The sequence below is a fragment of the Faecalicatena contorta genome, from assembly GCF_001404335.1.
GTDB classification, from domain to species: Bacteria; Bacillota; Clostridia; order Lachnospirales; family Lachnospiraceae; genus Faecalicatena; species Faecalicatena contortus_B.
In genome coordinates this window covers 39,628-65,394 of the sequence record NZ_CYZU01000032.1, presented here as the reverse complement: position 1 = coordinate 65,394, position 25,767 = coordinate 39,628, and the positions used below count along the sequence as shown (strand labels likewise).

Sequence of the window (25,767 nt, the reverse complement as noted above, 5' to 3'; positions counted from 1 at the left end):
TTAAAAAACTTGTAGTTTTCTGGAGTTATTATCTCATAGATAGATAAAACTAGCACGGTACTAGTGATTTACCGTATACGTTTTCGTCAAAAAGTACCTAGCCATTAGTTCTGTATATATAGATATTTCGGAACTGTTTGTTTTGTCTAAGCCCGCAAAATTAGTTATTAACATTCCCGGGGAATTCAGCCTATGGTATTTTAGTAAGGTTGAAATACACCTTAGTGCATGCTTATTAGAAATAACTGTTCCACAAGCATCTATATATACAATATCAAATTTTTTAGGAGTATGTGCAAAAAAATTCTCTATTGACATTCTTATAATTTTAGGTTGAGCAAAATTAGAACTGTTGTAATTTTCTAATGCTATACTATAAGTATCTTTATCACTCTCAAATGCCCAAATATTTTGTGGTAAAACCCCTAGAGAAATTAATACATTAAAATCATTCTGCGGCTCTGGACCGGCCAAGTAACAAATATTCAACTCCTCTGGTTTCTTATATCCCACCTCAATTCTTCGTTGTCTTTCCCACTCTTTAATATAATTGATATCTATCTTCTGAATTTCTTCAAAATCTCGTCCATCATTTTTATCACAAAAGAATTCATAAATATCTCGTACATAATATTCACTTAAGCAAGCTGCTTCATTTCTATTATCCGTTAATGCTTGAACTGCATGTCTCAAAATAATATTTCTCGATCTATTTTTAGTATATTGATTATAAACCATTGGTTTTATCCTCATTCTTAATCTCTTGGAAATTTTGATTTTTTAGAAGTAACCCCACATATATAACTCATATCTACATCATAATACTTTGCCAGCCTAATTATAGAATCCAAAGGAATTCTAGTCTTACCTAATTCATAATCAGCATATGTTCTCTGTCCTATATTAAGTATTTCGGCAATTTGTTTTTGAGTATAATCATTATCTTCACGTAGTGCTCGTAAAATTTTAATATATCCCATATTCACTCACCTCTTTAACTACACATTCTATCGTAGAGCAATAAACTCTATTAACTTATAGAGTTATAAACTCTACTCTTATTTAAAAAAAATTGGAAATTATGAACTATATAAACGATGTCCTTAAATAATCAAGTATACAGTCACTTACTGAATTCTTACTTCTCTACGGTATAACTGAATCCAATTACTCAACTATAGGTTATTATATCAGAATTAGAATTGCTTTCAAGAAATGAAATGTTATTGTTTAATAGTATGATCAAGAAGATGTACAAAACTATACTCTACCATTAACAAGACAATTTCCAAATACGAGCACGTCTGCATAGAGCTAGGCATACATGCCGGTTTTTAACTAGACCTTGAATCGGAACATTGCAACGATGAAGAATAATTCTTCACCAAATACAAAACATGTCCAGTTCCTTAATCCAAGCCATCTATAAAACCATTGATGATCTACAAAAATTATTGAAAAATGCAGAAGAATTGTATCTAGCTGACTAATTCTTGTGGGGAGAGACCGGATTGACAATATGTTAAATAACGCCTTACGTCAGGAAAACAAGAAAATCAAAACGACAAAAAGGGCAATCATTACATTCGTAAAACCTGCTTATCCAACATGTACTCATCACACGTTTTAAATGATGAAGGGATCAGAATGTTCGACGGACACAAAGAAATTTCAACGACCTGAAACTCTTATATTCTTACTACCGGAAGCCTTGAAAATAGGTAGGAGGCATCCAAGCAGGCCAACTGCCGTAAGATAACAAATTAGCCGCACCCCCGCTCAAATCAAGAGTTCCTGACTACTCGAAAAGTGCAATCAAAAATTACTTAAACTAAAGGCAGCGGAAACTCAAATAAATACTGGGTTTCCACTACTTTTCACAAGCGGAGATGATGGGATTCCAGCCCAAGTGCGGCGGATGTGCAAAGGCTACACAGAAATAATTAACTGCGATAAGCAAACAATAATAAACTTTATAATAACTAATTTTACAGCTTATAGCTTGAAGCTCTTACTCTTTAAATCTTGGAAAAATATTATATACCGAACCCTAAACAGATCAATCTTATATTAACAGAATACAGATACGCAAAGCTCATAACCATTCGCTGTACCTCGTGCAGGCCTCCCAACCGGGGAAACCAGCTATCTACCGCTTGGAGCCCCCCAGCTTGTCCGAAAACCTTATTTTTGAGCATAAAATTAGCCCCTTTCTTTCTCATGTGCCATTGAAAACTGAATAAAACACACGTATGGAAAGAAAAGAAGCTTATGCCCCTGCCATCAGTTCCATCATTTTCTTGAATCCCAGAAGATTTTTAGCTCTTTCTATATTATATCCTAGGCAAAAGAGCGCAAATTCACCTGCCACCTTCCTCAAGCCTCTCAGCAGAAAATAGGTGGCTCCCATTGCTCTTTTTATCGTTCCAAACGGATGCTCTGACAGGCACATCCTCTGAGACATTACCTTATGACTTGGTTTAAAGTAAAATTTTACAACCTTTACCTTTTCAAAATGGCTTCTGGCAGTCTGCTTTGGAGCCTCACAAGGCTTCCCTTCTGCCTGCAGCCACTCCTTACACGGTTTTTCCAGTGTATCTTTTGTAAAATCTATCTCTTTCCATCCGCCTTTTCCCTTATAGCACTTGTTCCTGTTTTTACAGTGCTTACAGGCATTTTTATTGGCGTATCGGATGTTCCCATTCTTCTTTATGCATTTCTGCCTTAAGATTTCTCCCGCCGGGCAATATACCAGATTCCGTTCCGGATCCCGTATATAATATCCTTCCTTCGCCCTCTCCTGCATCTCCTTTGGTGTTCCATATACAGACCCTGCTTTTTCCGATTCTGCCGGTTCCTCTTTCACTTTTCGCCGTACCTCTTTTACTTCCATACCTGAAAGGATCTCTTTATATGCCTCCGGTACTTTTCCGGCATGAAGGCTTTTCGCCAATTCGGCAGGTTCTGTACTGACTGTATCCGCTTCTGCTTCCTCATATGGGATTTCCAGTTCGTATCCGTCTTTTCCATCATCCATTATGACATGGGGAATGATTCCATTCTCCAGGCAGCTGATTATATCTTTCTCATTTTCATAGCCTTTATCGGCTGCCACCTCCAGAATCTCTCCCGGTGTATCTTCACGGATGTCTTCCATCGTCGGACCCAGCATTCCATGGTCGGTTACCTGGTTAGTCATTTTGAAATCCCGGATTAGATGGGTTTCTGAATCTACGGCTGTCTGTGGATTGTAGGATACTGCAAACCCATTTTGTTTTTCATCAGCCTTGCATCTGCATCCGTTAGGGACAACTGGGATACCCGGTTTCCTCCATCAGCTTCTGGTACGATTCGTATCTTTCCAGGCGTTCCTGTGCTTCCTTCAGCTTTGCCTCTATCACTTCCCGGGTAAGTTTCTCCGGTGTCTCCGCAAGTTCGTCCTGTTCGTCCATGTCCTTCAGAATTCTGAGATACTCATCCGTATGGGCATTCAGCCACTTGATCCGGTCATCCAGCTTATTCTTAGTGAAGTTCCTGTCCTTGGAATTGTCTGCCTGGAACTTACTCCCATCGACAGAAGTGAATCCCCATTCTATTGCTCCGGAAATCCGGCGGTTGAATTCATGGAAAATTTCTTTCAGGCTGTCAATGTTATCTTTCCGAAAATCTGAAATCGTGCGGAAATCTGGTTCTACACCTCCAAGCATCCACTTTACTTCCAGATTAATTTTACAGCTTTCCGCTAATTTACGGGAAGAACGGATCCTTTTACGGTTCCCGTAGATATAAAGCTTATATATTCCTTTCGGGTCATATGCCGGCCGGCCTTCTTTCGCCGCCTTTTTTACATGATATTTTGTTAAGTCAAGGCTGTTTACAAAAGCATCTATAAGTCTTGCTATACTCTCCTGATCTACAAAAGAATCCCAGGAACAGACCATCATCTGATTTCGGTTAAATGTTGATACATATGGCATAATCCGTCACCTCTAAATACAGTTTTTACTGTATTCATTATACTACATTTGGAGCCGGAAATCTGTGCTTTCTGTGTGCTTTATTCAGTTTTCAATGTACAAAACATCTATGTTAAACACCTTTTTACGGGTGATTCAACCTTGCAATCAATAAGTATTGACTAGTTTAGTTTTCGGACAGTCTCCCCCTCTCCCCCCGGATGATATCCGCAATTGTAACCCTGCCTACCGCATTATTCATCGTCTTCCACATTTCTTCCCATGTGTTTCTGGTTGGGCACAATCCGCAGTCTATCCCGCAATTGCTCTCTCTGGTAAGGCAGTGCACCGGAGCCAGTTCACCCTCTACTGCCGTCAGTACCTCCAGCACGGTCAGTTCTTCGGCTTCTTTTTCAAGGCAGTATCCTCCGTAAGCACCACGAACACTCTTTACGATTCCCTTTTCTTTCAGGGCCTTTACTATCCGTTCCAGATATTTTTCAGACAACTTCCGTCTCTCCGCTATATTCTTCAGGCTCTCGAGATGGTCCCTGCCGGAATGCAGTGCAAGATCTGCCACAATCTCCAGAGCATACTGTCCCTTTGTCGACATTTTCATTTTAAGCTACACTCCTTTGTTTTACTTACTATATGTATTTTAAACAAAACCCGCATAAAAAACAATCTTACTTTTCAAACAGTCACGCAGTTCACAGATAATCCGTAATTTTTCGACACTTTTTGTATATTTTTATGGATTTTTTCACAAACACATTGACTTTCATTGTTAAATATGCTACGATAATACAGCATTGCTCATAATAGAAATGAGCATTGCGAACACTTTATTATTTATTTTTTTATTTATGGAGGGCAACACAATGACAGGTACAGTAAAATGGTTTAACAACCAAAAAGGCTATGGATTCATCTCTGACTCAGAGGGAAATGACGTATTCGTACACTACTCAGGATTAATGATGGATGGATTCAAATCTTTAGAAGAAGGCCAGGCAGTTGAGTTCGATGTAACAGACGGCGCTAAAGGACCGCAGGCAGTCAATGTAACAAAACTTTAATCATAATTTTAAATGTACCTTTAAATATATAAATTAGCATCAGATTTAATATTTAAAAGAAATACAGAGAAATGAGATTAAAAAAAGAGTGCCCGGATATTCCGGGTGCTTTTTTTGTGTGTTGGAAGGGGACGCCCGCCTGGATGGGGGAGCGGGAGGCGGGCTTGAGCAAAGTGGATGGGGGCTGGGGGTAACCCACTTGCGGAGAATGACTAACGCAAAAGAAGCCGCCCGCGAGGGCACGTACAACATACAGCGGGAAAGCCTGATGCTTTCCCGCCTTAGATTGTACTGGGAAGTGATTTTGGAAAATCACTTCCCATCCCTCGCGGGCGGCTTCTTTTACGTAAGCACTTCTAAACCGCGCGTTCTAAACCCCCAGCCCCCATCCACTTTGCTCAAGCCCGCCTCCCGCTCCCCATCCAGGCTGGCTGCTCGCATCCGGTAACTATAAAAAGACTCGGAAGGTACTCCTAAACGGTAGAGACGGATTGAACCGGATACCCGGAGCACATCGTATTTAGTAATTTTACTGCAGCTTACTGAATCTCTGCCCATACCAACCAACTCAATCCGCCGCCCCCGTCTGCTCCCCCACGGGTATGGCGCTATTAACCGCCTTGATGCGTCCAGCCCCGTGAACCGGACACAGGGGTGTCTGGAAGCGTAGGAGATGCTGTTAGCTGGAGTTACGGAAAAAAGAAGGAAAACCGTGGTGAGATCTGTGATCACAAATCACAGATCTCCCTGGCCCCAGCACTCAAAGTCATCAAGACTTTGGGTGATGTGGCCAGGTCTGCCCCGGTTTTCCTTCTTTTTTCCGTTACTCCAGCTTGCAGCATCTCCCCCGTTTCCAGACACCCCTGTGTCCGGTTCACGGGGCGTCCCCATACCAGCCAAATACGCCCTACCTACAAGCTCACATTAGAAACATACGCTTCCGCCGCCTCCCAGACGTCGAATCCGCTTCCCCTTAAGATATCAACCACCCTTGCCGGATCGTCTGTTTTTAATACCGCCGATGCGTCTGTGCCATTTGCAAATGCATACATGTATTCGATATTGACTTCGCCTTCTACAATTTGATGCATTGCCTTGCTTAAGGATCCCGTCGCGTGAGGCACCCGAAGCGCCACAACGTCTGTCAGCATGGCTGTAATTCCATTGTCTTTAAGCACCGCTCTTCCCTTGTTCGGGTCGGATACAATCATGCGGAGCATTCCGTAATCTGATGTATCTGCCAGGCTCAGTGCAACGATATTCACATCGTTGCTGGCCAGCACTGCAAGCACTTCGTCCAGACGTCCCTCCCGGTTTTCCAAGAATACTGATAATTGTTGTATTGTGATTCCCATCGTGCTTACCTCCTCTACTGCAGGTTACGCTTATCTATAACACGTACTGCTTTACCTTCGCTTCTCTGTATTGTCTTAGGCTCAACCAGCTTCACGCGGACGGAAACTCCAAGCGCCTGTTTCAAAACTGCGCCGATCTTTGCTTTCAGCGCATCCAGTTTTCTGATCTCGTCTGAGAACATGCTCTCATCGACCTCCACCATAACCGTCAGGACGTCCAGATTATCCTCTCTGTCCACAATCATGAGGTAATGCGGTGCAACTGCGCCGCCCATGCCAAGGAGCGCTGTCTCAACCTGTGTCGGGAATACGTTGACGCCGCGGATGACTTTCATGTCATCTGTACGTCCCGTAAACTTGGAGATCCTAGGTGTGGTTCTGCCGCAGTCACAAGTGCTGTGGTCAATACTGGTCAGATCCTTCGTGCGGTATCTTAACAGCGGCATCGCCTCTTTTGCCAATGTTGTAAATACGAGTTCTCCTGTCTCACCGTCTGCACAAGCCTCGTGAGTTACCGGATTAAGTACCTCCGGATAGAAATAGTCAACATTGATGTGCAGACCTCTGTGATGGATGCAGTCCTGTGCGACTCCAGGGCCCGTAATCTCACATAATCCGTAAATGTCAAAGCAGTTGATATGCAGAATACTTTCAATTTTCTTGCGCATCTCCTCGGTCCATGGCTCTGCGCCGTGAATCCCGGCCTTCAGTTTCAGACGGTCCACAACGCCAGCCTCCTGCAGGGATTCCGCAAGATGCAGTGCATAGGAAGGGGTACATGCGAATGCTGTTGAACCGAAATCTTCCATACACATCATCTGGCGTTTGGTATTTCCCGCTGACATCGGGATCGCTGTCGCTCCAAGCGCCTTAGCCCCAAAGTCCAGACCCATTCCGCCTGTAAATAATCCGTAGCCATAGCATACGTGGATGATATCTTCCTCTGTCAGTCCGGCCATTGTCAGGCATCTGGCCACACATTCGCCCCACACATCCACATCTTTCTGCGAATAGGACGCCAGAGTCAGCTTCCCTGTCGTTCCTGATGTGCCCTGAACCCGGACAACATCCTTTTTGGGGATTGCCAGAAGCCCGAACGGATAGTTATCCCTCAGGTCTTCCTTTGTCGTAAATGGAAGTTTATTAATATCCTCAATTCCTTTGATATCCCCCGGTTCTACTCCAAGGTCCTTCATTTTCTTACGGTAGAAATCTACATTGTTGTATACTCTTTCTACTACATCAGCCAGACGTCTGCTCTGCAGAGCAGCCATCTCGTCACTGCTCATGCATTCTATATCCGGGTCAAAGATCCGCTCTTTCCAGTTTTCTAATGTCACTGCCGCCATTTTCGTTTAACTCCTTATCTGTTTTCCCATATTTCCGTAATTTTATAGATCCGCTTCTTTTACGACTTTTACCTCTGCTGCTTCCAGAACACGCGCAGCTTTTTCAAAATCATCTGTGTTGAACACCATAACCGGCGCCCTTCCCTCGCGGATTACAAAAGAATAAATATAATTGATGTTGATCCTGCCTTCTGCAAGTATGGAAAGCATCCGGTTCAGGTTTCCTTTTTCATCTTTGAGTTCTACACCAATTACGTCGTGTATTCTGACAACAAATCCCCTGCTTGTCAGATAGGTCTTTGCTTCTGCCGGTTTATCAACCACCAGCCTGAGAATTCCAAATTCAGGCGTATCAAATGAAGCGATCGCCCTGATATTGATATGCGCCTCCGTCAGCGCCGATGTCACCTGCATCAGGCTGCCCGGCCTGTTTTCCACAAATACTGATAACTGCTTAATCATCCTCTCACCGCCTATCCTTATAATGTGTATCCTACATCAAATGCTTTTTTATTGATTTCAATTGTTTTTGGAGGAACCGTCTTTTCGATCACCTCATACCACTGCTCTTTTGTAAAGTCCATATGCTGCGCTGCAACCCCCAGTACAATCAGATTGAATACTTTCGGATTGCCGAGCTTCTTGGACTCCTCCGTCGCGTTTACCTTATAGATCTTATACTCTTTTTCCAGGGTCTCCAGGATATTTTTCGGGTATTCTGCCGCGCCGATTACAACCGGCATCGGATCGATCCGCCAGTCATTGACAATCAGAACTCCGTCCTTTTTCAGAAAATGTGCATACCGCAGGGCTTCCAGGCGTTCAAATGCAATGATCACATCCGCCTGCCCCTCTTCCACGATCGGCTCCGCCACCTGCTCGCCATAGCGCACAAATGTAACAACACTGCCGCCCCTCTGAGCCATGCCATGTACCTCGGAAAGTTTGACATCATAGCCGCCTGCAATGGTAAGTCCTCCCAATATTCTGCTGGTAAGCAGGGTTCCCTGACCGCCTACTCCTACAATCATAATATTCTTTGTCGCCATGATTATTCACCCGCCTTTACCAGTTCTATTGCGCCAAATTTACATAGAGATTCGCACAGGCCGCATCCCGTACACATGGTATCGTCTATATGGATGGTGCCATCTGCATTTTTCGTCATTGCGGGACATCCAGGCTTCATGCACATACCGCACTTTTTGCATTTGTCTTCATGCACGGTATAAAGCGGCTTTTTGGATTTGTCCAGAAGTACGCACGGTGATTTTGTGATGATGACCGACACCTCATCTCTGGCGACTTCTTCCTTGATTGTCCTCTCCAGTGTGTCCAGGTCGAATGCATTTACCTCTATCACGTGATTCACACCCATAGCGCGGCACAGCTTCACAATATCAATGGCATAAGTCGGATCTCCCTGGAGTGTTTTTCCTGTCGCAGCATGATCCTGATGCCCGGTCATCCCGGTAGTGGAATTATCCAGAATCATCACGGTTCCTGTCGCTTTATTATAAACCATATTCATCAGGGAGTTCACACCTGTATGTAAAAATGTGGAATCACCGATCACGGCTACCCAGTCTTTGATGTATTCCTTTCCCTTTGCCTTTTCCATGCCATGCAGGGTGGAAATGCTGGAGCCCATGCACATCGTTGTATCAACTACGCTTAAGGGCGCAACTGCTCCCAGCGTATAACATCCAATATCTCCGGCCGCATGCATTTTCAGCTTATTCAGCACATGGTATACACTTCGGTGCGGACATCCGGGACATAAGATCGGCGGGCGCTGCGGGGCATCTGCCGGAGGCTGGATATCCAGCTCCTCATTTAATATTGCTTTGCGCAGCATATTCGCGCTGTACTCTCCCTGTACGGTAAAGATCTCCTTACCGACCGCCTTGATCCCCCAGGACTTCACCTGCTCTTCAATGACCGGATCCAGTTCTTCTACAACATAAAGTGTATCTACTTTCGCTGCAAATTCCTCAATCATCTTTCTTGGAAGCGGATTGACCATTCCCAGTTTTAATACGGAAGCCTGCGGAAGGGCCTCTTTTACATACTGATAAGGGATACCGCTTGTAATGACTCCGATTTTCGTGTCGCTCATCTCCACACGGTTGATCGGCAGTGTATTTGCGGCCTCGGCCAGCTCTTTATTGAGCCTTTCGATCTCCACATGGCGCAGCTTTGCGTTGCCCGGCATCATCACATTTTTCCGGATGTTTTTCACGTAAGGCTTATCTTCGATCTCTTCTCTGTCACACAGCTCCACCAACCCCTGTGAATGTGCCAGCCTGGTGGTTATTCTGTAAATAAACGGTCTGTCAAACTTCTCACTCAGTTCAAAAGCTGCCTTAATATATTCTTTTGCTTCCGCACTGTCAGAAGGTTCGATCACCGGGATCTGGGCTGCTCTTGCCACCATTCTGGTGTCCTGCTCGTTCTGGGAGCTGTATAAACCCGGATCATCGGCAACCGTAAGCACAAGACCGCCGTTAACGCCCATATAGGATACGGAATACAGCGGATCCGATGCCACATTCAGGCCGACGTGTTTCATGCAGGCCATCGCACGCACACCTGCAATGCTGGCTCCTACAGCCACCTCAGCAGCTACTTTTTCGTTCGGCGCCCATTCTTCATAAAAAGTATCTTTATACTGAACCATGTACTCACTGATCTCTGTACTTGGGGTTCCCGGATAGGCTGAGGAAACTTTGATGCCGGCCTCATATGCGCCTCTGGCAATCGCCTCATTTCCCAGCATTATCACTTTATCTGACATAGTTTATAATCCATCCTTTCGTAAATCTTTCACTCTCTTTGCCTTGCCCTCAAATCTCTGAAGCGAGTTCGGGGCAACCAGCCTGATCTGTGTTGCGAGTCCAAGCTGTGACTTCAGAGACGCTCTGATGCTCTGCTCCAGTTCGCTTAACTTCGCGTAGCTGTCCAGCAATCGGTCGTCGATCAGCTCAACAGAGATTGTCATAACATCCAGACGGTTCTTTCTCTCGACCAGAATCTCGTAGTGCGGCCCGATCTCCTCAATTCTCAAAAGGACTTCTTCTATCTGGCTTGGGAATACATTGACACCGCGGATTACAAGCATATCATCCGCACGTCCTGAAAGATTTTCCATGCGTACCGTTGTTCTTCCGCATTTGCAAGGCTCATACATCAGTTTGGTAAGATCTCCTGTACGGTAACGGACAAGCGGAAGCGCTTCCTTGCACAGGCAGGTTATTACAAGCTCTCCGGTCTCACCGGGAGCCAGGACTTCCTCTGTCTCAGGATCTATAATCTCCGGAATAAACCAGTCTTCGTTGATATGCATACCGCATAATTCCGTACATTCACCTGATACGCCGGGTCCGCACAGCTCGCTCATACCGTAGTTCTGTGTACAGACAAACTGATCCCCCCAGACTTTATGCATCTCATCGCGCATGGGTTCTGTCATTCCTTCGCCGCCAAACAGGCCGATATGTATCTTCAGATCCTTTGAAGGGTCAATTCCCCGTTCCCTTAAGATCTCTCCAAGATGAAGCGCATAAGAAGGGGTCGCTACCAACAGTGTCACGCCCATATCCTGCATAAACATAATCTGTTTATTTGTATTGCCTGAAGACATTGGAATAACGGAAGCCCCTAACTTCTCCAGTCCTCCATGCAGTCCCAGTGCGCCGGTAAAAGTACCGTATCCAAATGCAATCTGCGCTACATCTTCTGATGTTGCGCCGCCCATACATGCGATTCTTGCCACATTGTTCAGCCAGACATCCAGATCGTTCTTCGTATATGCCACTACGGTTGGTTTCCCCGTGGTCCCGGAGCTTGCATGGTACCTGACAATCTCCTTTTTATCTACCGCAAAAAGGCCGTCGGGATAATGATCCCTGAAGTCTGCTTTATATGTAAACGGCATCTTCTTTAAATCTTCCAGGCTCTGAATATCTCCTGGCTTCACACCGGCCTCATCCATCTTCTTACGGTAAGGCTCTACCCTTTCATAAATATATGCTGCCGTTTTCTGTAACCGTTCCAATTGGATTTTCTCAATCTCGGCCCTTGGCAGAGTCTCTTCCTTTGCCCAAATCATCGTAAAAACCTCCTTCAACATCACATTCGTTATCCAATAGTATAACACACTGCTTTGACGAATTAAAGCATTAAATTTGAAAAATTATGGGGACGGGGTTCACGCGGAAGAAGAAGCGGAAGGGGACGGAAAGGCCTGTGCTGTTTTGTATGGCGGTCCGCAGACTTAGCGGCAGCAAAAGGAAAAAGAAAGGATTGCCTGGCCCTGCAATCCTTTCTCATTGGGGGATTAGATAAGCGGGTACTTTTTCGTAAGTTCTGCTACCATTCCCTGTGCTTTTTCGACATTTGCTTCATCATCTATTACCATGGCTATGATTTCTGCTATCTTTGCCATGTCTTCTTCTACCATTCCCCGGGTGGTGACTGCTGGGGTTCCAAGCCTTACTCCGCTTGTAACGAACGGAGAACGGGGATCGTTCGGGATGGTGTTTTTGTTGCAGGTTACGTGGGCTTCGTCGAGTCGTTTTTCAAGTTCTTTGCCGCTTAAGTTGTTCTCTGTCAGATCTACGAGCATGAGGTGGTTATCGGTTGCTCCGGATACGATCTTGACTCCTCTTTCCTGCAGGCCTTTGCACAATGCTTTGGCGTTTTTCACGACCTGTTCCTGGTATGTCTTGAACTCAGGCTGCAGGGCTTCTTTGAAGCAGACTGCCTTGGCTGCGATGACGTGCATCAGCGGGCCTCCCTGGATGCCCGGGAAGACTGCCTTATTAAAGTTGAACTTTTTATTCATCTCTTCACTGCACAGAATCATACCGCCCCTTGGTCCGCGCAGGGTCTTATGTGTTGTGGTGGTCGTCACGTGTGCATAGGGGATCGGGCTTGGATGAATGCCTGCTGCCACTAAGCCGGCAATATGCGCCATATCCACCATCAGGTATGCGCCAACCTCATCCGCAATCTCACGGAATCGCTTGAAGTCGATGGTCCTGGCATAAGCGCTTGCACCAGCAATAATCAGCTTTGGTTTATTTTCTTTAGCGATTTCAAGTACTTTATCATAATCAATGACACCATTGTCATTCACGCCATACGCCGAGAAATCAAAATACTTGCCTGACAGATTAACCGGTGAACCATGAGTCAGATGTCCGCCGTGATCCAGGTTCATACCCATCACTTTATCTCCCGGCTCTACCATAGCAAACATTGCTGCCATATTAGCCTGTGCTCCGGAATGAGGCTGCACGTTGGCATATTCACACTGGAAGAGCTCTTTTGCCCGCTCTCTGGCAAGATTCTCAACAACATCCACACACTGGCATCCGCCGTAATATCTCTTTCCCGGATATCCTTCTGCATATTTATTCGTCAGCGGGCTGCCCATGGCCGCCATAACAGCCTTACTAACCCAGTTTTCAGAAGCAATCAGCTCAATATGAGAATTCTGCCTGTCCATCTCCGCCTGAATCGCTTCCGCAATCTCTACATCTTCATTCTTGATTTCCTCGAAACCGTACATAATTCTTCTCCTCCATAAATCTTTAAGCATTTCCGGATCATTAAAAATTCTCCCGGTAAAAGTCCATTGGGGACATTATAGCATAAACAAGAACGTTAAGTCCATACATAATTCTATTCCATCCGCTGCTCCCGTTCCGGACTCTCCTTGCCATTTGCATCCCCCAAGCAGAATACACTCTCCCCTACCCAAAATCAAATAGCGACAGCTGATTGCTCTGCGGCAGATCTCCAAACAGCCCCAGTTCCGCCATAAAATCAATGACTGTTTTGCTGACCTTCGTCCGCTGTCTGAAATCATCCAGAGACAGGTACGGCCCGTCTTTGGCTGCTTCCTCCACAGCCTCAGCGGCCTTCTCACCCATCCCTTCGATACTGGAGAGCGGCGGCATCAGTTTCCCGTCTATGATCTGGAATTTGGTTGCCTTTGCCTTATAGATATCCAGGGGCAGGAACTCATAGCCTCTGGCGTACATTTCCTGCACGATCTTCATGTCTTTTACTACATCCTGCTCTTTATTGCTGAGCGAATCCGCCCTGCGTTTATAGTCTTTTATATAATAATTCAGCTTGTCTTTTCCCTGGCACATGATTTCGTAAGAAAATGCATTGGCACGGATACCAAAATAAGCGCCATAATACGCCAGCGGATAATTAATCTTGCAGTACGCGATGCGGTAAGCCATCATAACGTACGCCGCCGCGTGGGCCTTCGGGAACATGTAGCTGATCTGTTTACAGGACCAGATGTACCAGTCCGGCACGTTCTTCGCCTTCATGGCTTCTTCCCACTCCGGTTTCAACCCTTTTCCCTTACGCACACTCTCCATGATCGTAAAAGACAGCGCGCTGTCCACGCCTTGGTTGATCAGGTAGATCATGATATCATCACGTGTACAGATACAGGTAGAAATTGTGGCCTTTCCTGACTTTACCAGTTCCTGTGCATTTCCCAGCCACACGTTTGTCCCGTGGGACAGACCCGATATACGGATCAGGTCTGAAAGCGACTGCGGCTTCGCATCCTGTACCATCTGAATAACAAAGTCTGTCCCGAACTCAGGAATTCCAAGGCATCCCAGGTTGCACCCGTCTATATCCTCCGGTTTGATCCCCAAAGCACTTGTATCGTGGAACAGGGAGAGCACCTTCTTATCGTCCAGCGGTATATTGGTGGCGATAAACGGATTCTCCTCATTGTACTCATTGTCCATGGCATCCGAAGTGATATATTCTTCCAGTGTACGGATCATAGTAGGATCATCATGGCCAAGAATGTCCAGCTTCAAAAGGTTATGGTCAATAGAATGATAATCAAAGTGAGTCGTAATGATATCTGTTGTCATATCATTTGCCGGATGCTGCACCGGGGTAAACTCATTGATGTTGTGTCCGTGAGGCAGTACGACGATTCCTCCCGGATGCTGGCCCGTACTTCTGCGGATCCCTGTGCATCCCACCGTAATTCTGTCAATCTCACACTTTCTTTTTCTGTGCCCGCGTTCCTCGTAATAGTTCCTCACATAACCAAATGCGGTCTTATCTGCAAGTGTTCCGATAGTCCCGGCCTTGAACGTATGTCCCTCCCCAAATAACACTTCCGTATACTTATGTGCCTTTGCCTGATAATCTCCCGAGAAGTTCAGGTCAATATCAGGCTCTTTATCACCCTTAAAGCCGAGGAAGGTCTCGAATGGGATGTCAAATCCCGCCTTAATCAGCATTTCTCCGCAGTTCGGGCATATTTTGTCCGGCATATCGAAGCCGCAGCCCCCTGCATATGCCTTTACTTCCGGGGAGTCAAATTCATTATAGTGGCATTTCTCACAGTAATAATGCGGACTTAAGGGATTCACCTCTGTGATCCCAGACATCGTGGCAACAAAAGAAGAACCGACAGAACCACGGGAACCTACCAGGTATCCGTCGTCATTTGATTTCCATACCAGCTTCTGGGCAATGATATACATGACGGAGTACCCGTTCGATATGATAGAGTTCAGTTCCTTCTCCAGACGGGTGGATACCGGCTCCGGCAGGTCTTCGCCATAGATTTCATGGGCCCTGTTGTAACAGATATTCCTCAGATCCTGCTCCGAATTCGCGATCACCGGCGGGCACTTATTCGGATTGATCGGAGATATTTTCTCGACCATATCGCAGATCTTGTTCGTATTCTCTATGACAATCTCCCTGGCCTTTGCTGAACCAAGATATTCAAACTCTTCCAGCATCTCCTCCGTCGTCCGCAGATACAGCGGCGCCTGTTCATCCGCATCACTGAATCCCTTGCCCGCCATGATAATCCGGCGGTACACCTCATCCTCCGGATCCAGAAAATGCACGTCGCAGGTTCCTACAACCGGCTTTTTGAACTTTTCTCCCAGTTCCACAATCTTTCGGTTAATCTCCTCTAAGTCCTCCGTAGTGTTGATATCCGGAAACTTGTCACTGACCATCATAAACCGGTTGTTGCCGAGCGGCTGGATTTCGTAGTAATCATAGAAATCTGCCAGCCTTGCGATAGATTCCGCAGATTTATTGTTCAAAATGGCCTGATAAAGTTCTCCGGCCTCGCATGCGCTCCCTACAATCAGCCCCTCCCTGTACTTGTTCAGTACACTTTTGGGGATTCTGGGCCTTCTTGCATAATAGGTCAGATGGGACTCGGTGATTAATTGGTAAAGGTTATACCGGCCGATATCATTTTTAATCAGTATGATGATATGATAAGTGGGCAGCTTGCGGATGGCATTCGGATTCATGTCCCCAAACTGGTTCATTTCCTTTAAGGTTGTGATATTCTGTTCTTTCAGCATCTGGACAAATTTTACGAATATCTCCGCTGTCGCGGCTGCATCGTCTACCGCCCGGTGGTGGTTCTCCAGGGAAATTCCCAGCGCCTTCGCCACCACGTTCAGCTTATACTTGGACAACGTGGGCAGAAGTACTCTTGCCATAGCCACCGTATCCACATAAACAAAGTCAGGCTCTATATCCTGATATCTGCAGTTCTGCTCAATAAATCCCACATCAAACCCTGCATTGTGCGCAACAAGCACCCCGCCCGCCGCAAATTCCAGAAACTGCGGCAGTATCGTTTCTATGTCCGGATATCCCATCACCATTTCATCCGTAATACTTGTTAGCTGTGTGATTTCAAAAGGGATCGGCCTTTTGGGATTGACAAAGGTGCTGAACCGGTCCACAATCTCGCCATTTACAACCTTAACCGCTCCGATCTCAATAATTTTATCCTTAATAGCGCTAAAGCCGGTCGTCTCCAGGTCAAATACGATATATGTATCATCCAGCCGCTCATCCCCGGCATTTACCGCGATCTCCGTCAGATCATCTACAACATAGCCTTCCACACCATAAATCACTTTAAAAGGATCATCCTTATCCAGTGTCTCGATAAAATGATTGGCATCCGGAAATGACTGCACAATGCCATGGTCTGTAATAGCAACGGCAGGATGCCCCCAGTCATGGGCACGCTTCACAATATCCTTTACCTCAGATACCCCATCCATATCACTCATCTTTGTGTGGCAGTGGAGTTCCACTCTCTTAACCTGGCTCAGATCCTTTCTTGTAACAGTAAAATCTCCGCTCTTTTTGATACCTGTCACCGAGCCGATGGTCAGTTCCCCGTCAAATTTATCAATGGTTGTGATCCCCTTGATTTTAACGAAAACGCCCTTTTTAAGATCCCCCAGCAGTTCCGGCAGCTGATCATTTCTGGTGAACATCTTCACCGTTATCGTGTCGGTAAAGTCCGTGACTGCAAACATCAGAATCGTCTTGTCATTTCTGATCTCCCTGGTATCAAAATTAATAATCTTTCCGTGGACGGTAATCTCTCCCATCTCAGTAACAACCTGATCCAGTGTGATCGGCTCATCGTCGAAATTCCTGCCGTATATCAGACTCGGGTCATCGCCTTGCTTAAGCGGCCTGTAGAAATCTTTTTTCTTGAAATCTTTCTTCTTGAAATCGCCTTTCTTCCCGGAGTCTCCCCGTTTTTCCTGATTCCCCTCTTTCTTTACTCCCTGGCCGCCAGCGCTGTCTTCTGCCGGTTCTTCGCCTCTCTGCTTCGCCCTGCGTTCAAATATGGCATTGATCTCCTGCTGGATCCGCTGCTCCTCATACTGACGGTCCTGCTCTCCCTGCGCCTCGCGGTACGTTACCCTAATGTCAGCTTTGATATGGAATCTCTTTTCATAGATCTCATGAAGCAGATCTACGATATACTCCCGTTTCCCTTCGGATACGATCGTGTTGAGCATCTCCAGATACAGGATATCACTGCCTTCAAAGTGCATCTCTGCCTGTTCAAACATACTTGCCGCCAGCACGCTGTGCTGCTTCAGCTCCTGCACAATACTTTCCCGGTATTCCATCATAAGCGTACTCGCCGTGTACTGCTCGGACAACGCATACTGCTCTTCCAGGCGGATGGACACCCTCGTATTGCCAAAAAGCTGCTCTTTAATCTTCTGTTCCATCTGCCATATATGCTTTTTCTGGATCAGATGCGTGCTGAAAATATGGACACGGAGAAAATCACGTTTTGAGTTCGTTGTGATCTTCGAGACCTCCACATCGCTAAAAAGCATCTTGATATCATTTTCCACTTTTAATGTCGGAAAAACATGAAAAAATATCTTTTCGTTCCCTATCTTTTCCAATTTAACAACTCCTGCCGCAAGGTTTCCAGAAGCTCCTCTTCCTTCACCTTTTTTACAATTTCACCTTTCCTGATCAGAAGGCCTTCTCCAATTCCCCCTGCAATTCCGATATCTGCCTCTTTTGCCTCACCCGGGCCGTTAACCACACATCCCATAACGGCAACCTTGATGTCCAGGGGGATATCTGCCACCATATTCTCAACCTGGTTTGCCAGGCTGATCAGGTCAATCTTCGTCCGTCCGCAGGTCGGGCAGGACACCACTTCGATCCCGCCTTTGCGCAGCCCCAGTGTCTTCAAGATCAGCTTTGCCGTTTTAATTTCTTCCAGTGGATCTCCGGTCAAGGAGACACGGATGGTATCGCCGATGCCTTCGTACAGGATGATTCCCAGGCCCACAGAAGATTTGACATTTCCCGAGTAAACAGTTCCCGCCTCTGTGATCCCCACATGGAGCGGATACGGACACCTCGAAGCGATCTGTTCGTGGGCCTTCACACACATCATTACATCCGAAGATTTGATGCTGACCACAAGGTTATCATATCCCATCTCTTCGATCATACGGACCTTGTCCAGCGCACTCTCCACGATCCCCTCTGCGGTCACGCCGCCGTACTTCTCCAGCAGTGGTTTTTCCAGCGAACCGCTGTTGACGCCCACCCGGATCGGCGTCTCATATTCCTTTGCCTTATTCACGACGGCCTGCAGACGTTCCCTGCTCCCGATATTGCCGGGGTTGATCCGGATCTTATCTGCTCCGTTCTCGATCGCCGCAATTGCAAGCCTGTAATCAAAATGAATGTCTGCAACCAGCGGGATATGGATCTGCCTCTTAATCTCTTTTAAGGCAGAAGCCGCCTCCATCGTAGGCACTGCGCAGCGGATGATCTCGCAGCCTGCCGCCTCCAGCTTTTGTATCTGGGCAGCTGTAGACTCCACATCCTCGGTTCTTGTATTCGTCATAGACTGGATTGCAACCGGATGCCCGCCCCCAATAAGGACATCTCCTATTCTGACTGTTTTTGTCTTTTCTCTTAACATCTCCATCGTAATTATCCTTTCTGCACACACCGTCTTATCGTAGAAAAACAGGGAGTGAATTCCCTGTTTTCCGGTTACTTTTTATCAAATATCATCTGATCTCCATACTCTCTGTCGGTCAGTGTCAGCGTACTTTTTTCAATGTTGTAGTCATACGTTCCCTCCAGCGAATTCACTGCCGAACTTAATCCTTCTGCTGTAGCAGTTCCGTCCGACGCATCCGCTGCCTTTTGTACCGCCTCGTCATCCGACCGCAGCGTAAATGTCTTTGTATCTTTGTCTACACTATACCTCATCTCAACAGAGACGCCTTCGCTCTCGAACTCTTCCGGCCATTCAAGTACTGCGGTCCCATTCCCCCTGATCGACATAACCAGGCCGCTGTCCTCATGGCTCCACTTGCCTTCCACTGGATTGGCAGTAAAAAGCTTTATCACGAAAAAGGCTGCTATGATGATGATCAGCACAGTTGTAACAGCCATTACAGCCCTCCAGATCCGGTTTCTTTTTTCTTCGTTATTCTTTGCGATCATGCATATACTTCCCTTCTTTTTCTCAATTTCATTATACGAATTTTACCGGTCTGTGTCAACGGGTATCACTTTTGCAGCATTTGAGCAGTAAGAAATCGTTACTATTCACACCCTGCGGGTGCGCACAGTAACAAGGAATCAATACGTGTCATATCGACACTTTTATTTTTCTTATGTTGATTTTTGACACAATTTGTCTATAAATTGTAACAAGCTGGTAAAATATACCATATTCTGGGAGGTGCCATCATGAAGTTTGCATCTACATTGAAATTACTAAGGGAACCAAACCATGTCACACAGAAGGAACTGGCTGATTATCTGAAGGTGACGCGCTCGACAATCGCAGGCTATGAGACGAAGGGCAAACAGCCGGATTATGAACGTCTGCTGCGCATCGCCGCATACTTCGGTGTATCGGCCGATTATCTGCTTACGGGTTCGAAACTTGGACTTATCACAACCACCAGTACTTCTCCCGAAAAAGGGCGTGAAATCCTGATCTCTTATCTTCATCTTTCCGCAGAATCCCAACGGAAACTGGAAGAATATCTGCATCTGCTGATGCTGAAAGAACAAAATGAGGGAAAAGGACGGATGGAAGCTGGATCCTAAACCAAACCGGAAGTCAAAATATGTATTTCTGACAGCTCTGTTTCCTGTCTCAATACACATTCTGACTTCCGGTTTTCTATTTATCTCATATAGCTTTTCAGAAATGTGAAAAGTGCTTCCATCTCTTCTCTGGTTCCTACTGTGATTCGCAGATACTGCTCGATCCGTTCGCTGCCCCAGTACCTTACATAAATATTTTCTTTTTTCAGAGCAGCAAACAGTTTCTTCGCATCATAATCCGGGTGAGCTGCAAATATAAAATTAGCTTTTGCATCGGGAAACTGAAAGCCCAGACTGCTCAGTTCTTTCTTTGCCCACTCTCTGGTTTCTATGATACTGGCTGTTGTCATATCAAAATACACTTTATCTTTTACCGCTTCTGCCCCGCATACAAGCGACGGAAGATTCATGGTATAAGAGTTGAATGAATACTTCACATCATTCAGGTATTTGATCAAAGCAGGGCTGCTGATGGCATATCCGATTCGCATCCCCGCCATAGACCTCGCTTTTGAAAATGTCTGCACTACGATCAGGTTCTCGTACCTGTCCAAAAGTTCCAGCGCAGATCTTCCCGCAAAATCAATGTACGCTTCATCTACGATCACAATCACATCCTGATTATGCTTTAAGATATCCTCAACAAACTCCAGGTTCTCATAAACGGCCGTGGGAGCATTTGGATTGGGAAATATAATCCCCCCGTTTTCTTTATAATAATCTTCCCTTCGGATACGAAAATCTTTATCCAGTTTCGGGCACTCATATGGAATGTGATAAAGCTCAGCCCATACTTTATAAAAGGAATATGTAATATCCGGAAACAAAATCGGCTTTTTTGAATTGAAAAATGTCAAAAAGCACATTGACAGTACATCATCAGAGCCAACTCCAACAAATACCTGTTCACTGCTAACACCGTAATACGCTGCCAGCGCCTCCACAAGTGTGCCCGAGGCCGGATCCGGATAAAGGCGCAGGCGGTCTGTATCCAGATGCTTTAAGGCTTCAAGCACTCCGGGCGCCGGAGGATAGGGATTTTCATTTGTATTAAGCTTGATTACCTTTTCCTGTGGCTGTTCACCGGGAACATAAGGCTCTACTTTACGTATATTTTCTAACAACTTTGCATTTGGTTCCATTTTCGCTGCTCCTGTCCTATCTGTATTCTGCCGCCAGTTCCGCAAATTTAGGCAGGGAATTCACGATTGTCTCATAGGATACACAATATGCCAGCCTGACATAGCCAGGACATGCGAAGGAGGAGCCGGGCACGATCAAAATATTGTACTTTTTCGCTGCGGCACAGAATTCTTTTTCATCTGCAACCGGTGATTTTACAAACAGATAAAAAGCGCCTTCCGGTTTGATACATTCAAAGCCTAATTCTTTTAAACCGTTATATAGTGTTTCTCTGTTTCTATTGTAATAAGAAATATCTGTCTTTTCGTTCAGACATTTTTTAACCACCTTCTGCTGCAGGGTGGGCGCATTTACAAAGCCCAGAATTCTGGTCGCCACATTCGCTGCGCCGATCAGCTTTTCACTGTCAGCCGCCTCATCCGGAATTACCAGATAACCGATACGCTCCCCTGGAAGGGAGAGGGATTTGCTGTAGGAATATCCTACAACCGTATTGGCATAATACTTCGTAAGATAAGGAACTTCTACTCCGTCATATGCAAGTTCTCTATATGGCTCATCGGAAATCAGATAAATCTCCGTCCCATATTCTTTCTGCTTTTCCTCCATGACAGCGGCCATCTTACGAATGGTATCTTCCGAATAGACAACGCCGGTCGGGTTGTTCGGAGTATTTACGATGACAGCCTTTGTCTTCGGCGTGACTTTGGCCTCGAATTCATCCAGTTTTGGCTGGAATGTGGAGGTATCCGGAGAAATCTCCACAAGCACTCCGTCATAATTATTGGTATAACTCCTGTATTCGCCGAAATAAGGGGCGAACGCAATGACCTCGTCTCCGGGGTTCAGAAGCGATTTGAGAATGACATTCAGGCCGCCTGCCGCGCCAACCGTCATCGTAATATTCTTAGATTCAAAATATGTACCGAATCTTTTATTTAAAGATTCTGCAATGGCCTGCCTTACATCCTCGTAGCCCGCGTTACTGTTTGTATATCCATGAAGCACAACGGGATTTTCCTCATCAAGCAGCTCGCGGATCGCGTCCTTTACCGCCTCCGGCGCGGGAACATTGGGATTACCCAGACTGAAATCATATACATTCTCCGCTCCGTAAATCCCCGCCAGACGGTTGCCTTCTTCAAACATTGCACGGATCGCAGAACTGTTCGCGACCATAGTTTCCATTTTTTTTGAAATCATTTTCCTCTCTCCATTTCTGATTTATTTAATATATGGACATCCGGGGATACCCTTACATCCAGTTCTGCAGCATGGCCGCAGAACTGGATTTGCTATTCGGTACCGCGGGCCGTCTTTTTCGTAACAACCCCTTTTTCTACCAGAAAGGCCGGCCTGTACGAAAGCTTTGCCTTCCTCAGCCCTTCCGCCCCCGTATCCTCCTCGCGGTTCACATATTTATAATCCATGCATTCATGCTGCACAAACTGCTGGTTAATCATCGGATATGCACCGTCAATATCAGCAAATGCCTTTTCTATATGAACAACGAATGTATCCCCGCATACAGGTTCGCCAATCGTAAATGCGGCAATCTCTCCGTTCACCCTGAGAACACCGCCCCTCTGCCCAAGTTCCTTGAACAAACGCAGCGAATTCAATGTCACGCACATCTCCGCATTCTTATCCGAATCCTCCTCACACCCATTCTGGTTACGCCATTTCAATGCCATCTGGAAACACTCTTCCTGGTTACTGTTATCCAGCGTCTCATAGCTCCAGTCCGGATTCGCAATTTTAAACTTATTGATATGGTTTCGTTTACTGTGCAGCTTCTTACCTGCCAGCGTCGCCAGCTTTTCCGACTCGTACACATAATCCGCCTGATCCCGATCATAATGAATTTGGTATTCTCCGGGATACCAGCCATCCAACTGCGCAAAATTTTCTTCCGTCACATTATATAGTTTAAACGGATATCCCTTCTCCTCGCTGTATTTCATAAGAAACTCCAGTGCATTTTTAACGCACTGCGGCTCTCCCGCCGGATAAGCAAACGCAAGATCAAATTCATCGTCCTGAAATATCAGGGCATCCTCTATAACAGCATACTTTACATGGTAATGTCTGGACCAGAGGTACACGTTACTGAATGTTCTTTCGCAGCTTCTGCTAGGCGCCTTATTGAAATAAGAAGTAATTATCTCCCTGTCCTCCAGCTCCGGCCGTTTAAAGTTTATATCGTCCATTCCTAACCTTCTCTTTCTGAATGTAATTTCTAATAACTTTTTGTATAAACTTGTCTCACAGACAAATAATACTTTGATAGTATACCACATTTTTTCTTTAACTGACAATAAAAGCATGGATAATTAAAAAAATGGGGTGCGCGACGAGCTTTAGCCTCGGTACGGACGGAGTCGCTTAATGACAGGGATACCAGGGAAGGAATGGATCCGAATATGCCCGAGACTATAATAGCCGCTCCAATACCGTACGCCTTCCCTTTATGGAGCGTCCCCGTCCGTTGACGAACCTAAAGCTGGTCCCCTAATCCCCGAACTGCATTTGGTACAGCCCCGCATATATCCCCCGTTTTCTCAGCAATTCTTCATGTGTCCCTTCCTCTGCAATCCCATGATCCGTCATGACCAGGATACGCTGTGCATTGCGTATCGTAGACAGTCTGTGCGCAATCACAAAGGTGGTTCTGTTTTTTGCCAGGTTCTCCATTGACTGCTGTACTACTTTTTCACTTTCGTTGTCGAGCGCGGATGTTGCCTCGTCAAAGATCAGCACTTCAGGATTCCTAAGAAAGACCCTGGCAATGGAAAGGCGCTGTTTTTGCCCTCCTGACAGTTTTACGCCCCGCTGTCCGATATCTGTATCATAACCATCTGGGAAACTCATGATAAACTCATGGGCATTGGCATTTTTTGCCGCGCGGACCACGTCTTCGTCTGTGGCCCCGGGTCTTCCATAACGGATATTATCCATAACACTGCCCGAAAACAGATACACATCCTGCTGTACGATTCCAATATGACTGCGCAGTTCTTCCAGTTTGATATGCCTGATGTCCGTCCCATCCAGAAAGATCCCACCCTCAGATACTTCGTAGAAACGGGGGATCAGGCTGCAAAGCGTTGTCTTGCCCACTCCCGACGGCCCTACCAGTGCAATATAGTCGCCGGCCTCCACTTTGAGGTCCAGATTGTCCAGGACTTTCTCACTCTCATTTTCATAGTAAAAGGATACTTTTTTAAACTCAATGGCGCCTTTTACCTCTTTCAAGGAAACCGCATCAGGCTCATCAGCAATATCAGGCGCTATAGACAGTATTTCCAGAAATCTCTCGAAGCCGGAATAGCCGTTCTGGAACTGCTCGGTAAAGTTCACCAGTTTCCTTACTGGTTCCGTAAAGTTATTAATATAAAGCAGAAATGTAATCAGATCCGTCACGACAATCGATCCGTTGAGCATCAGACTCACGCCAGCCAGCAGTACGATAACAGTAATCAGTGTGCTCATAGCCCCAAGCCCGGAATTATAAATCCCCATGTATTTATAGCTCAGCTTCTTTGCCGCCACAAAATTCTCATTCCCTGCGTTGAATTTTTTCATTTCCACATTTTCATTAGCAAATGATTTTACAACGCGGATACCAGAGAGGCTGTCCTCAATCTGGCTGTTGATGTCCGCAATCTTCTCTCTGTTTCTTTTGAACGCGGTCTTCATTTTACCATTATAATAAAAGGCGAATATCGCCATAACCGGAATAAAAATAAAAGCAATCAACGCCAGTTTTACATTAACAGTCAGCAGAATCACAAAGGAACCGATTATTTTAATAAAAGATATGACAAGATCCTCCGGTCCGTGGTGAAGGAGCTCGCTGATATCGAACAGGTCGCTCGTAATTCTGGAGAGCAGGTGGCCGACCTTCTGATTATCATAAAACGCAAATGTCAGCTTCTGATAATGGCCGAATATATCGCTGCGCATATCGGCTTCCATCTTTGCGCCCATCGTATGTCCGAAGTACGCTATATAAAAATTGCAGAAGACTTCCAGTGCCACAAGCGCCAGCATCACGGCACCCAGAATAAGAATTGCATGTCTCGCATCGGCCCTGTCAAAATAAATAACGTCGTTTGTAATATACCGGACAATCATCGGAATGACCAGGGTCACAGCCGCTCCAAGTATGGCAAAAAACATGTCGCTGTAAAACAGCCCTTTGTAGGGCCTATAATAGGAAAATAATCTCTTCAGTTTTTCTTTCATGATCTTACCTCTCTCATTATAACAATTCGTATGTTAATCATATTACTCCTGTTTCGTTGTATCTGCAAACCCTTCCTTTATATATCCCTGCCTCAATACTGCTAGACGGCCCTGCTTCCGCAGTACATATGTCCTCAGGCCTTTTGGGATACAGGAATTTCCTAAATCATAAAATCTT

The 25,767-nt window shown here is 45.7% G+C and carries 21 protein-coding genes; 2 read left to right on the top strand and 19 right to left on the bottom strand.

The features are described from left to right. Positions 1–60: 60 nt before the first annotated feature. The 5 genes from ARB69_RS15835 to ARB69_RS15820 all read right to left on the bottom strand — a co-directional run bounded on the left by ARB69_RS15835 (position 61) and on the right by ARB69_RS15820 (position 4,575). Complete coding sequence (locus ARB69_RS15835; RefSeq protein WP_055154173.1) at positions 61–753, bottom strand: hypothetical protein; 693 nt, start codon at positions 751–753, stop codon at positions 61–63. Positions 754–755: 2 nt separating this feature from the next. Further along, on the bottom strand, positions 756–980 hold the full coding sequence (locus ARB69_RS15830; protein WP_055154171.1) for a helix-turn-helix domain-containing protein: 225 nt from the start codon (positions 978–980) through the stop codon (positions 756–758). A gap of 1,289 nt (positions 981–2,269) precedes the next feature. Next, positions 2,270–3,199 (bottom strand): transposase, encoded by a 930-nt coding sequence (locus ARB69_RS27760; protein ID WP_334291947.1) that lies wholly within the window; start codon positions 3,197–3,199, stop codon positions 2,270–2,272. Positions 3,200–3,302: 103 nt separating this feature from the next. Beyond that, positions 3,303–3,977, bottom strand: coding sequence for a transposase (locus ARB69_RS27755; protein WP_242857614.1), 675 nt, complete (start codon positions 3,975–3,977; stop codon positions 3,303–3,305). Positions 3,978–4,143: 166 nt separating this feature from the next. Next, positions 4,144–4,575 (bottom strand): RrF2 family transcriptional regulator, encoded by a 432-nt coding sequence (locus ARB69_RS15820; RefSeq protein WP_055154169.1) that lies wholly within the window; start codon positions 4,573–4,575, stop codon positions 4,144–4,146. 262 nt (positions 4,576–4,837) lie between these two features. On the opposite strand from ARB69_RS15820, the gene ARB69_RS15815 reads away from it, so the two are divergent. Then, positions 4,838–5,035 carry a cold shock domain-containing protein gene (locus ARB69_RS15815; RefSeq protein WP_009004038.1) on the top strand — a complete coding sequence of 66 codons (198 nt, stop codon included), beginning with the start codon at positions 4,838–4,840 and terminating at the stop codon, positions 5,033–5,035. A gap of 911 nt (positions 5,036–5,946) precedes the next feature. Here ARB69_RS15815 and ARB69_RS15810 read toward each other — a convergent pair. From ARB69_RS15810 to ARB69_RS15765, 10 genes are all read right to left on the bottom strand, one after another. After that, positions 5,947–6,390 carry an amino acid-binding protein gene (locus ARB69_RS15810; RefSeq protein ID WP_025657278.1) on the bottom strand — a complete coding sequence of 148 codons (444 nt, stop codon included), beginning with the start codon at positions 6,388–6,390 and terminating at the stop codon, positions 5,947–5,949. Between the two features lie 14 nt (positions 6,391–6,404). After that, positions 6,405–7,739, bottom strand: a complete 1,335-nt coding sequence (locus ARB69_RS15805; RefSeq protein WP_050639984.1) for a phenylacetate--CoA ligase family protein — start codon at positions 7,737–7,739, stop codon at positions 6,405–6,407. A 42-nt stretch (positions 7,740–7,781) separates the two neighbouring features. Continuing rightward, positions 7,782–8,201: an ACT domain-containing protein gene (locus ARB69_RS15800; RefSeq protein WP_050639983.1), complete on the bottom strand. Its 420-nt coding sequence runs from the start codon at positions 8,199–8,201 to the stop codon at positions 7,782–7,784. Between the two features lie 17 nt (positions 8,202–8,218). After that, the gene (locus tag ARB69_RS15795) at positions 8,219–8,788 is read right to left on the bottom strand and encodes an indolepyruvate oxidoreductase subunit beta (protein ID WP_050639982.1); all 570 of its coding nucleotides are present in this window, start codon (positions 8,786–8,788) and stop codon (positions 8,219–8,221) included. Positions 8,789–8,790: 2 nt separating this feature from the next. Continuing rightward, positions 8,791–10,536 (bottom strand): indolepyruvate ferredoxin oxidoreductase subunit alpha, encoded by a 1,746-nt coding sequence (iorA, locus tag ARB69_RS15790; protein ID WP_055154167.1) that lies wholly within the window; start codon positions 10,534–10,536, stop codon positions 8,791–8,793. Between the two features lie 3 nt (positions 10,537–10,539). Beyond that, positions 10,540–11,850 (bottom strand): phenylacetate--CoA ligase family protein, encoded by a 1,311-nt coding sequence (locus tag ARB69_RS15785; RefSeq protein WP_050639980.1) that lies wholly within the window; start codon positions 11,848–11,850, stop codon positions 10,540–10,542. 228 nt (positions 11,851–12,078) lie between these two features. Then, on the bottom strand, positions 12,079–13,314 hold the full coding sequence (gene glyA / locus ARB69_RS15780) for a serine hydroxymethyltransferase (protein WP_050639979.1): 1,236 nt from the start codon (positions 13,312–13,314) through the stop codon (positions 12,079–12,081). 184 nt (positions 13,315–13,498) lie between these two features. Continuing rightward, positions 13,499–18,007 (bottom strand): PolC-type DNA polymerase III, encoded by a 4,509-nt coding sequence (locus ARB69_RS15775; protein ID WP_055154165.1) that lies wholly within the window; start codon positions 18,005–18,007, stop codon positions 13,499–13,501. Continuing rightward, on the bottom strand, positions 17,995–19,050 hold the full coding sequence (gene ispG, locus ARB69_RS15770; protein ID WP_055154186.1) for a flavodoxin-dependent (E)-4-hydroxy-3-methylbut-2-enyl-diphosphate synthase: 1,056 nt from the start codon (positions 19,048–19,050) through the stop codon (positions 17,995–17,997). The genes ARB69_RS15775 and ispG overlap by 13 nt, the downstream gene beginning before the upstream one ends. Before the next feature lie 74 nt (positions 19,051–19,124). Further along, a complete protein-coding gene (locus ARB69_RS15765) occupies positions 19,125–19,583 on the bottom strand; it encodes a hypothetical protein (protein ID WP_025657269.1) in 459 nt (152 codons plus the stop codon). Between the two features lie 249 nt (positions 19,584–19,832). Here ARB69_RS15765 and ARB69_RS15760 point away from each other — a divergent pair, with 249 nt between their 5' ends. Beyond that, positions 19,833–20,198, top strand: a complete 366-nt coding sequence (locus ARB69_RS15760) for a helix-turn-helix domain-containing protein (RefSeq protein WP_055154163.1) — start codon at positions 19,833–19,835, stop codon at positions 20,196–20,198. Between the two features lie 80 nt (positions 20,199–20,278). Here ARB69_RS15760 and hisC read toward each other — a convergent pair whose 3' ends face one another. From hisC to ARB69_RS15740, 4 genes are all read right to left on the bottom strand, one after another. Beyond that, a complete protein-coding gene (gene hisC / locus ARB69_RS15755; protein ID WP_050639976.1) occupies positions 20,279–21,340 on the bottom strand; it encodes a histidinol-phosphate transaminase in 1,062 nt (353 codons plus the stop codon). 16 nt (positions 21,341–21,356) lie between these two features. After that, a complete protein-coding gene (locus ARB69_RS15750; RefSeq protein WP_055154161.1) occupies positions 21,357–22,544 on the bottom strand; it encodes a pyridoxal phosphate-dependent aminotransferase in 1,188 nt (395 codons plus the stop codon). 92 nt (positions 22,545–22,636) lie between these two features. Further along, positions 22,637–23,551: a DUF2156 domain-containing protein gene (locus ARB69_RS15745; protein ID WP_055154159.1), complete on the bottom strand. Its 915-nt coding sequence runs from the start codon at positions 23,549–23,551 to the stop codon at positions 22,637–22,639. 301 nt (positions 23,552–23,852) lie between these two features. Continuing rightward, positions 23,853–25,589, bottom strand: a complete 1,737-nt coding sequence (locus ARB69_RS15740) for an ABC transporter ATP-binding protein (protein ID WP_055154157.1) — start codon at positions 25,587–25,589, stop codon at positions 23,853–23,855. Between the last annotated feature and the right edge of the window lie 178 nt (positions 25,590–25,767).

What these genes read in the sequence shown, in the direction of transcription:
- ispG (WP_055154186.1), bottom strand. Translation starts at nt 19,050, where the DNA reads ATGTTAAGAGAAAAGACAAAAACAGTCAGAATAGGAGATGTCCTTATT.
- ARB69_RS27760 (WP_334291947.1), bottom strand. Translation starts at nt 3,199, where the DNA reads ATGACTAACCAGGTAACCGACCATGGAATGCTGGGTCCGACGATGGAA.
- ARB69_RS15830 (WP_055154171.1), bottom strand. Translation starts at nt 980, where the DNA reads ATGGGATATATTAAAATTTTACGAGCACTACGTGAAGATAATGATTAT.
- ARB69_RS15835 (WP_055154173.1), bottom strand. Translation starts at nt 753, where the DNA reads ATGAGGATAAAACCAATGGTTTATAATCAATATACTAAAAATAGATCG.
- ARB69_RS15745 (WP_055154159.1), bottom strand. Translation starts at nt 23,551, where the DNA reads ATGGACGATATAAACTTTAAACGGCCGGAGCTGGAGGACAGGGAGATA.
- iorA (WP_055154167.1), bottom strand. Translation starts at nt 10,536, where the DNA reads ATGTCAGATAAAGTGATAATGCTGGGAAATGAGGCGATTGCCAGAGGC.
- ARB69_RS15815 (WP_009004038.1), top strand. Translation starts at nt 4,838, where the DNA reads ATGACAGGTACAGTAAAATGGTTTAACAACCAAAAAGGCTATGGATTC.
- ARB69_RS15740 (WP_055154157.1), bottom strand. Translation starts at nt 25,589, where the DNA reads ATGAAAGAAAAACTGAAGAGATTATTTTCCTATTATAGGCCCTACAAA.
- ARB69_RS15820 (WP_055154169.1), bottom strand. Translation starts at nt 4,575, where the DNA reads ATGAAAATGTCGACAAAGGGACAGTATGCTCTGGAGATTGTGGCAGAT.
- ARB69_RS15760 (WP_055154163.1), top strand. Translation starts at nt 19,833, where the DNA reads ATGAAGTTTGCATCTACATTGAAATTACTAAGGGAACCAAACCATGTC.
- ARB69_RS15800 (WP_050639983.1), bottom strand. Translation starts at nt 8,201, where the DNA reads ATGATTAAGCAGTTATCAGTATTTGTGGAAAACAGGCCGGGCAGCCTG.
- ARB69_RS15805 (WP_050639984.1), bottom strand. Translation starts at nt 7,739, where the DNA reads ATGGCGGCAGTGACATTAGAAAACTGGAAAGAGCGGATCTTTGACCCG.
- ARB69_RS15795 (WP_050639982.1), bottom strand. Translation starts at nt 8,788, where the DNA reads ATGGCGACAAAGAATATTATGATTGTAGGAGTAGGCGGTCAGGGAACC.
- ARB69_RS15810 (WP_025657278.1), bottom strand. Translation starts at nt 6,390, where the DNA reads ATGGGAATCACAATACAACAATTATCAGTATTCTTGGAAAACCGGGAG.
- ARB69_RS15785 (WP_050639980.1), bottom strand. Translation starts at nt 11,850, where the DNA reads ATGATTTGGGCAAAGGAAGAGACTCTGCCAAGGGCCGAGATTGAGAAA.
- hisC (WP_050639976.1), bottom strand. Translation starts at nt 21,340, where the DNA reads ATGGAACCAAATGCAAAGTTGTTAGAAAATATACGTAAAGTAGAGCCT.
- ARB69_RS15750 (WP_055154161.1), bottom strand. Translation starts at nt 22,544, where the DNA reads ATGATTTCAAAAAAAATGGAAACTATGGTCGCGAACAGTTCTGCGATC.
- ARB69_RS27755 (WP_242857614.1), bottom strand. Translation starts at nt 3,977, where the DNA reads ATGCCATATGTATCAACATTTAACCGAAATCAGATGATGGTCTGTTCC.
- glyA (WP_050639979.1), bottom strand. Translation starts at nt 13,314, where the DNA reads ATGTACGGTTTCGAGGAAATCAAGAATGAAGATGTAGAGATTGCGGAA.
- ARB69_RS15765 (WP_025657269.1), bottom strand. Translation starts at nt 19,583, where the DNA reads ATGATCGCAAAGAATAACGAAGAAAAAAGAAACCGGATCTGGAGGGCT.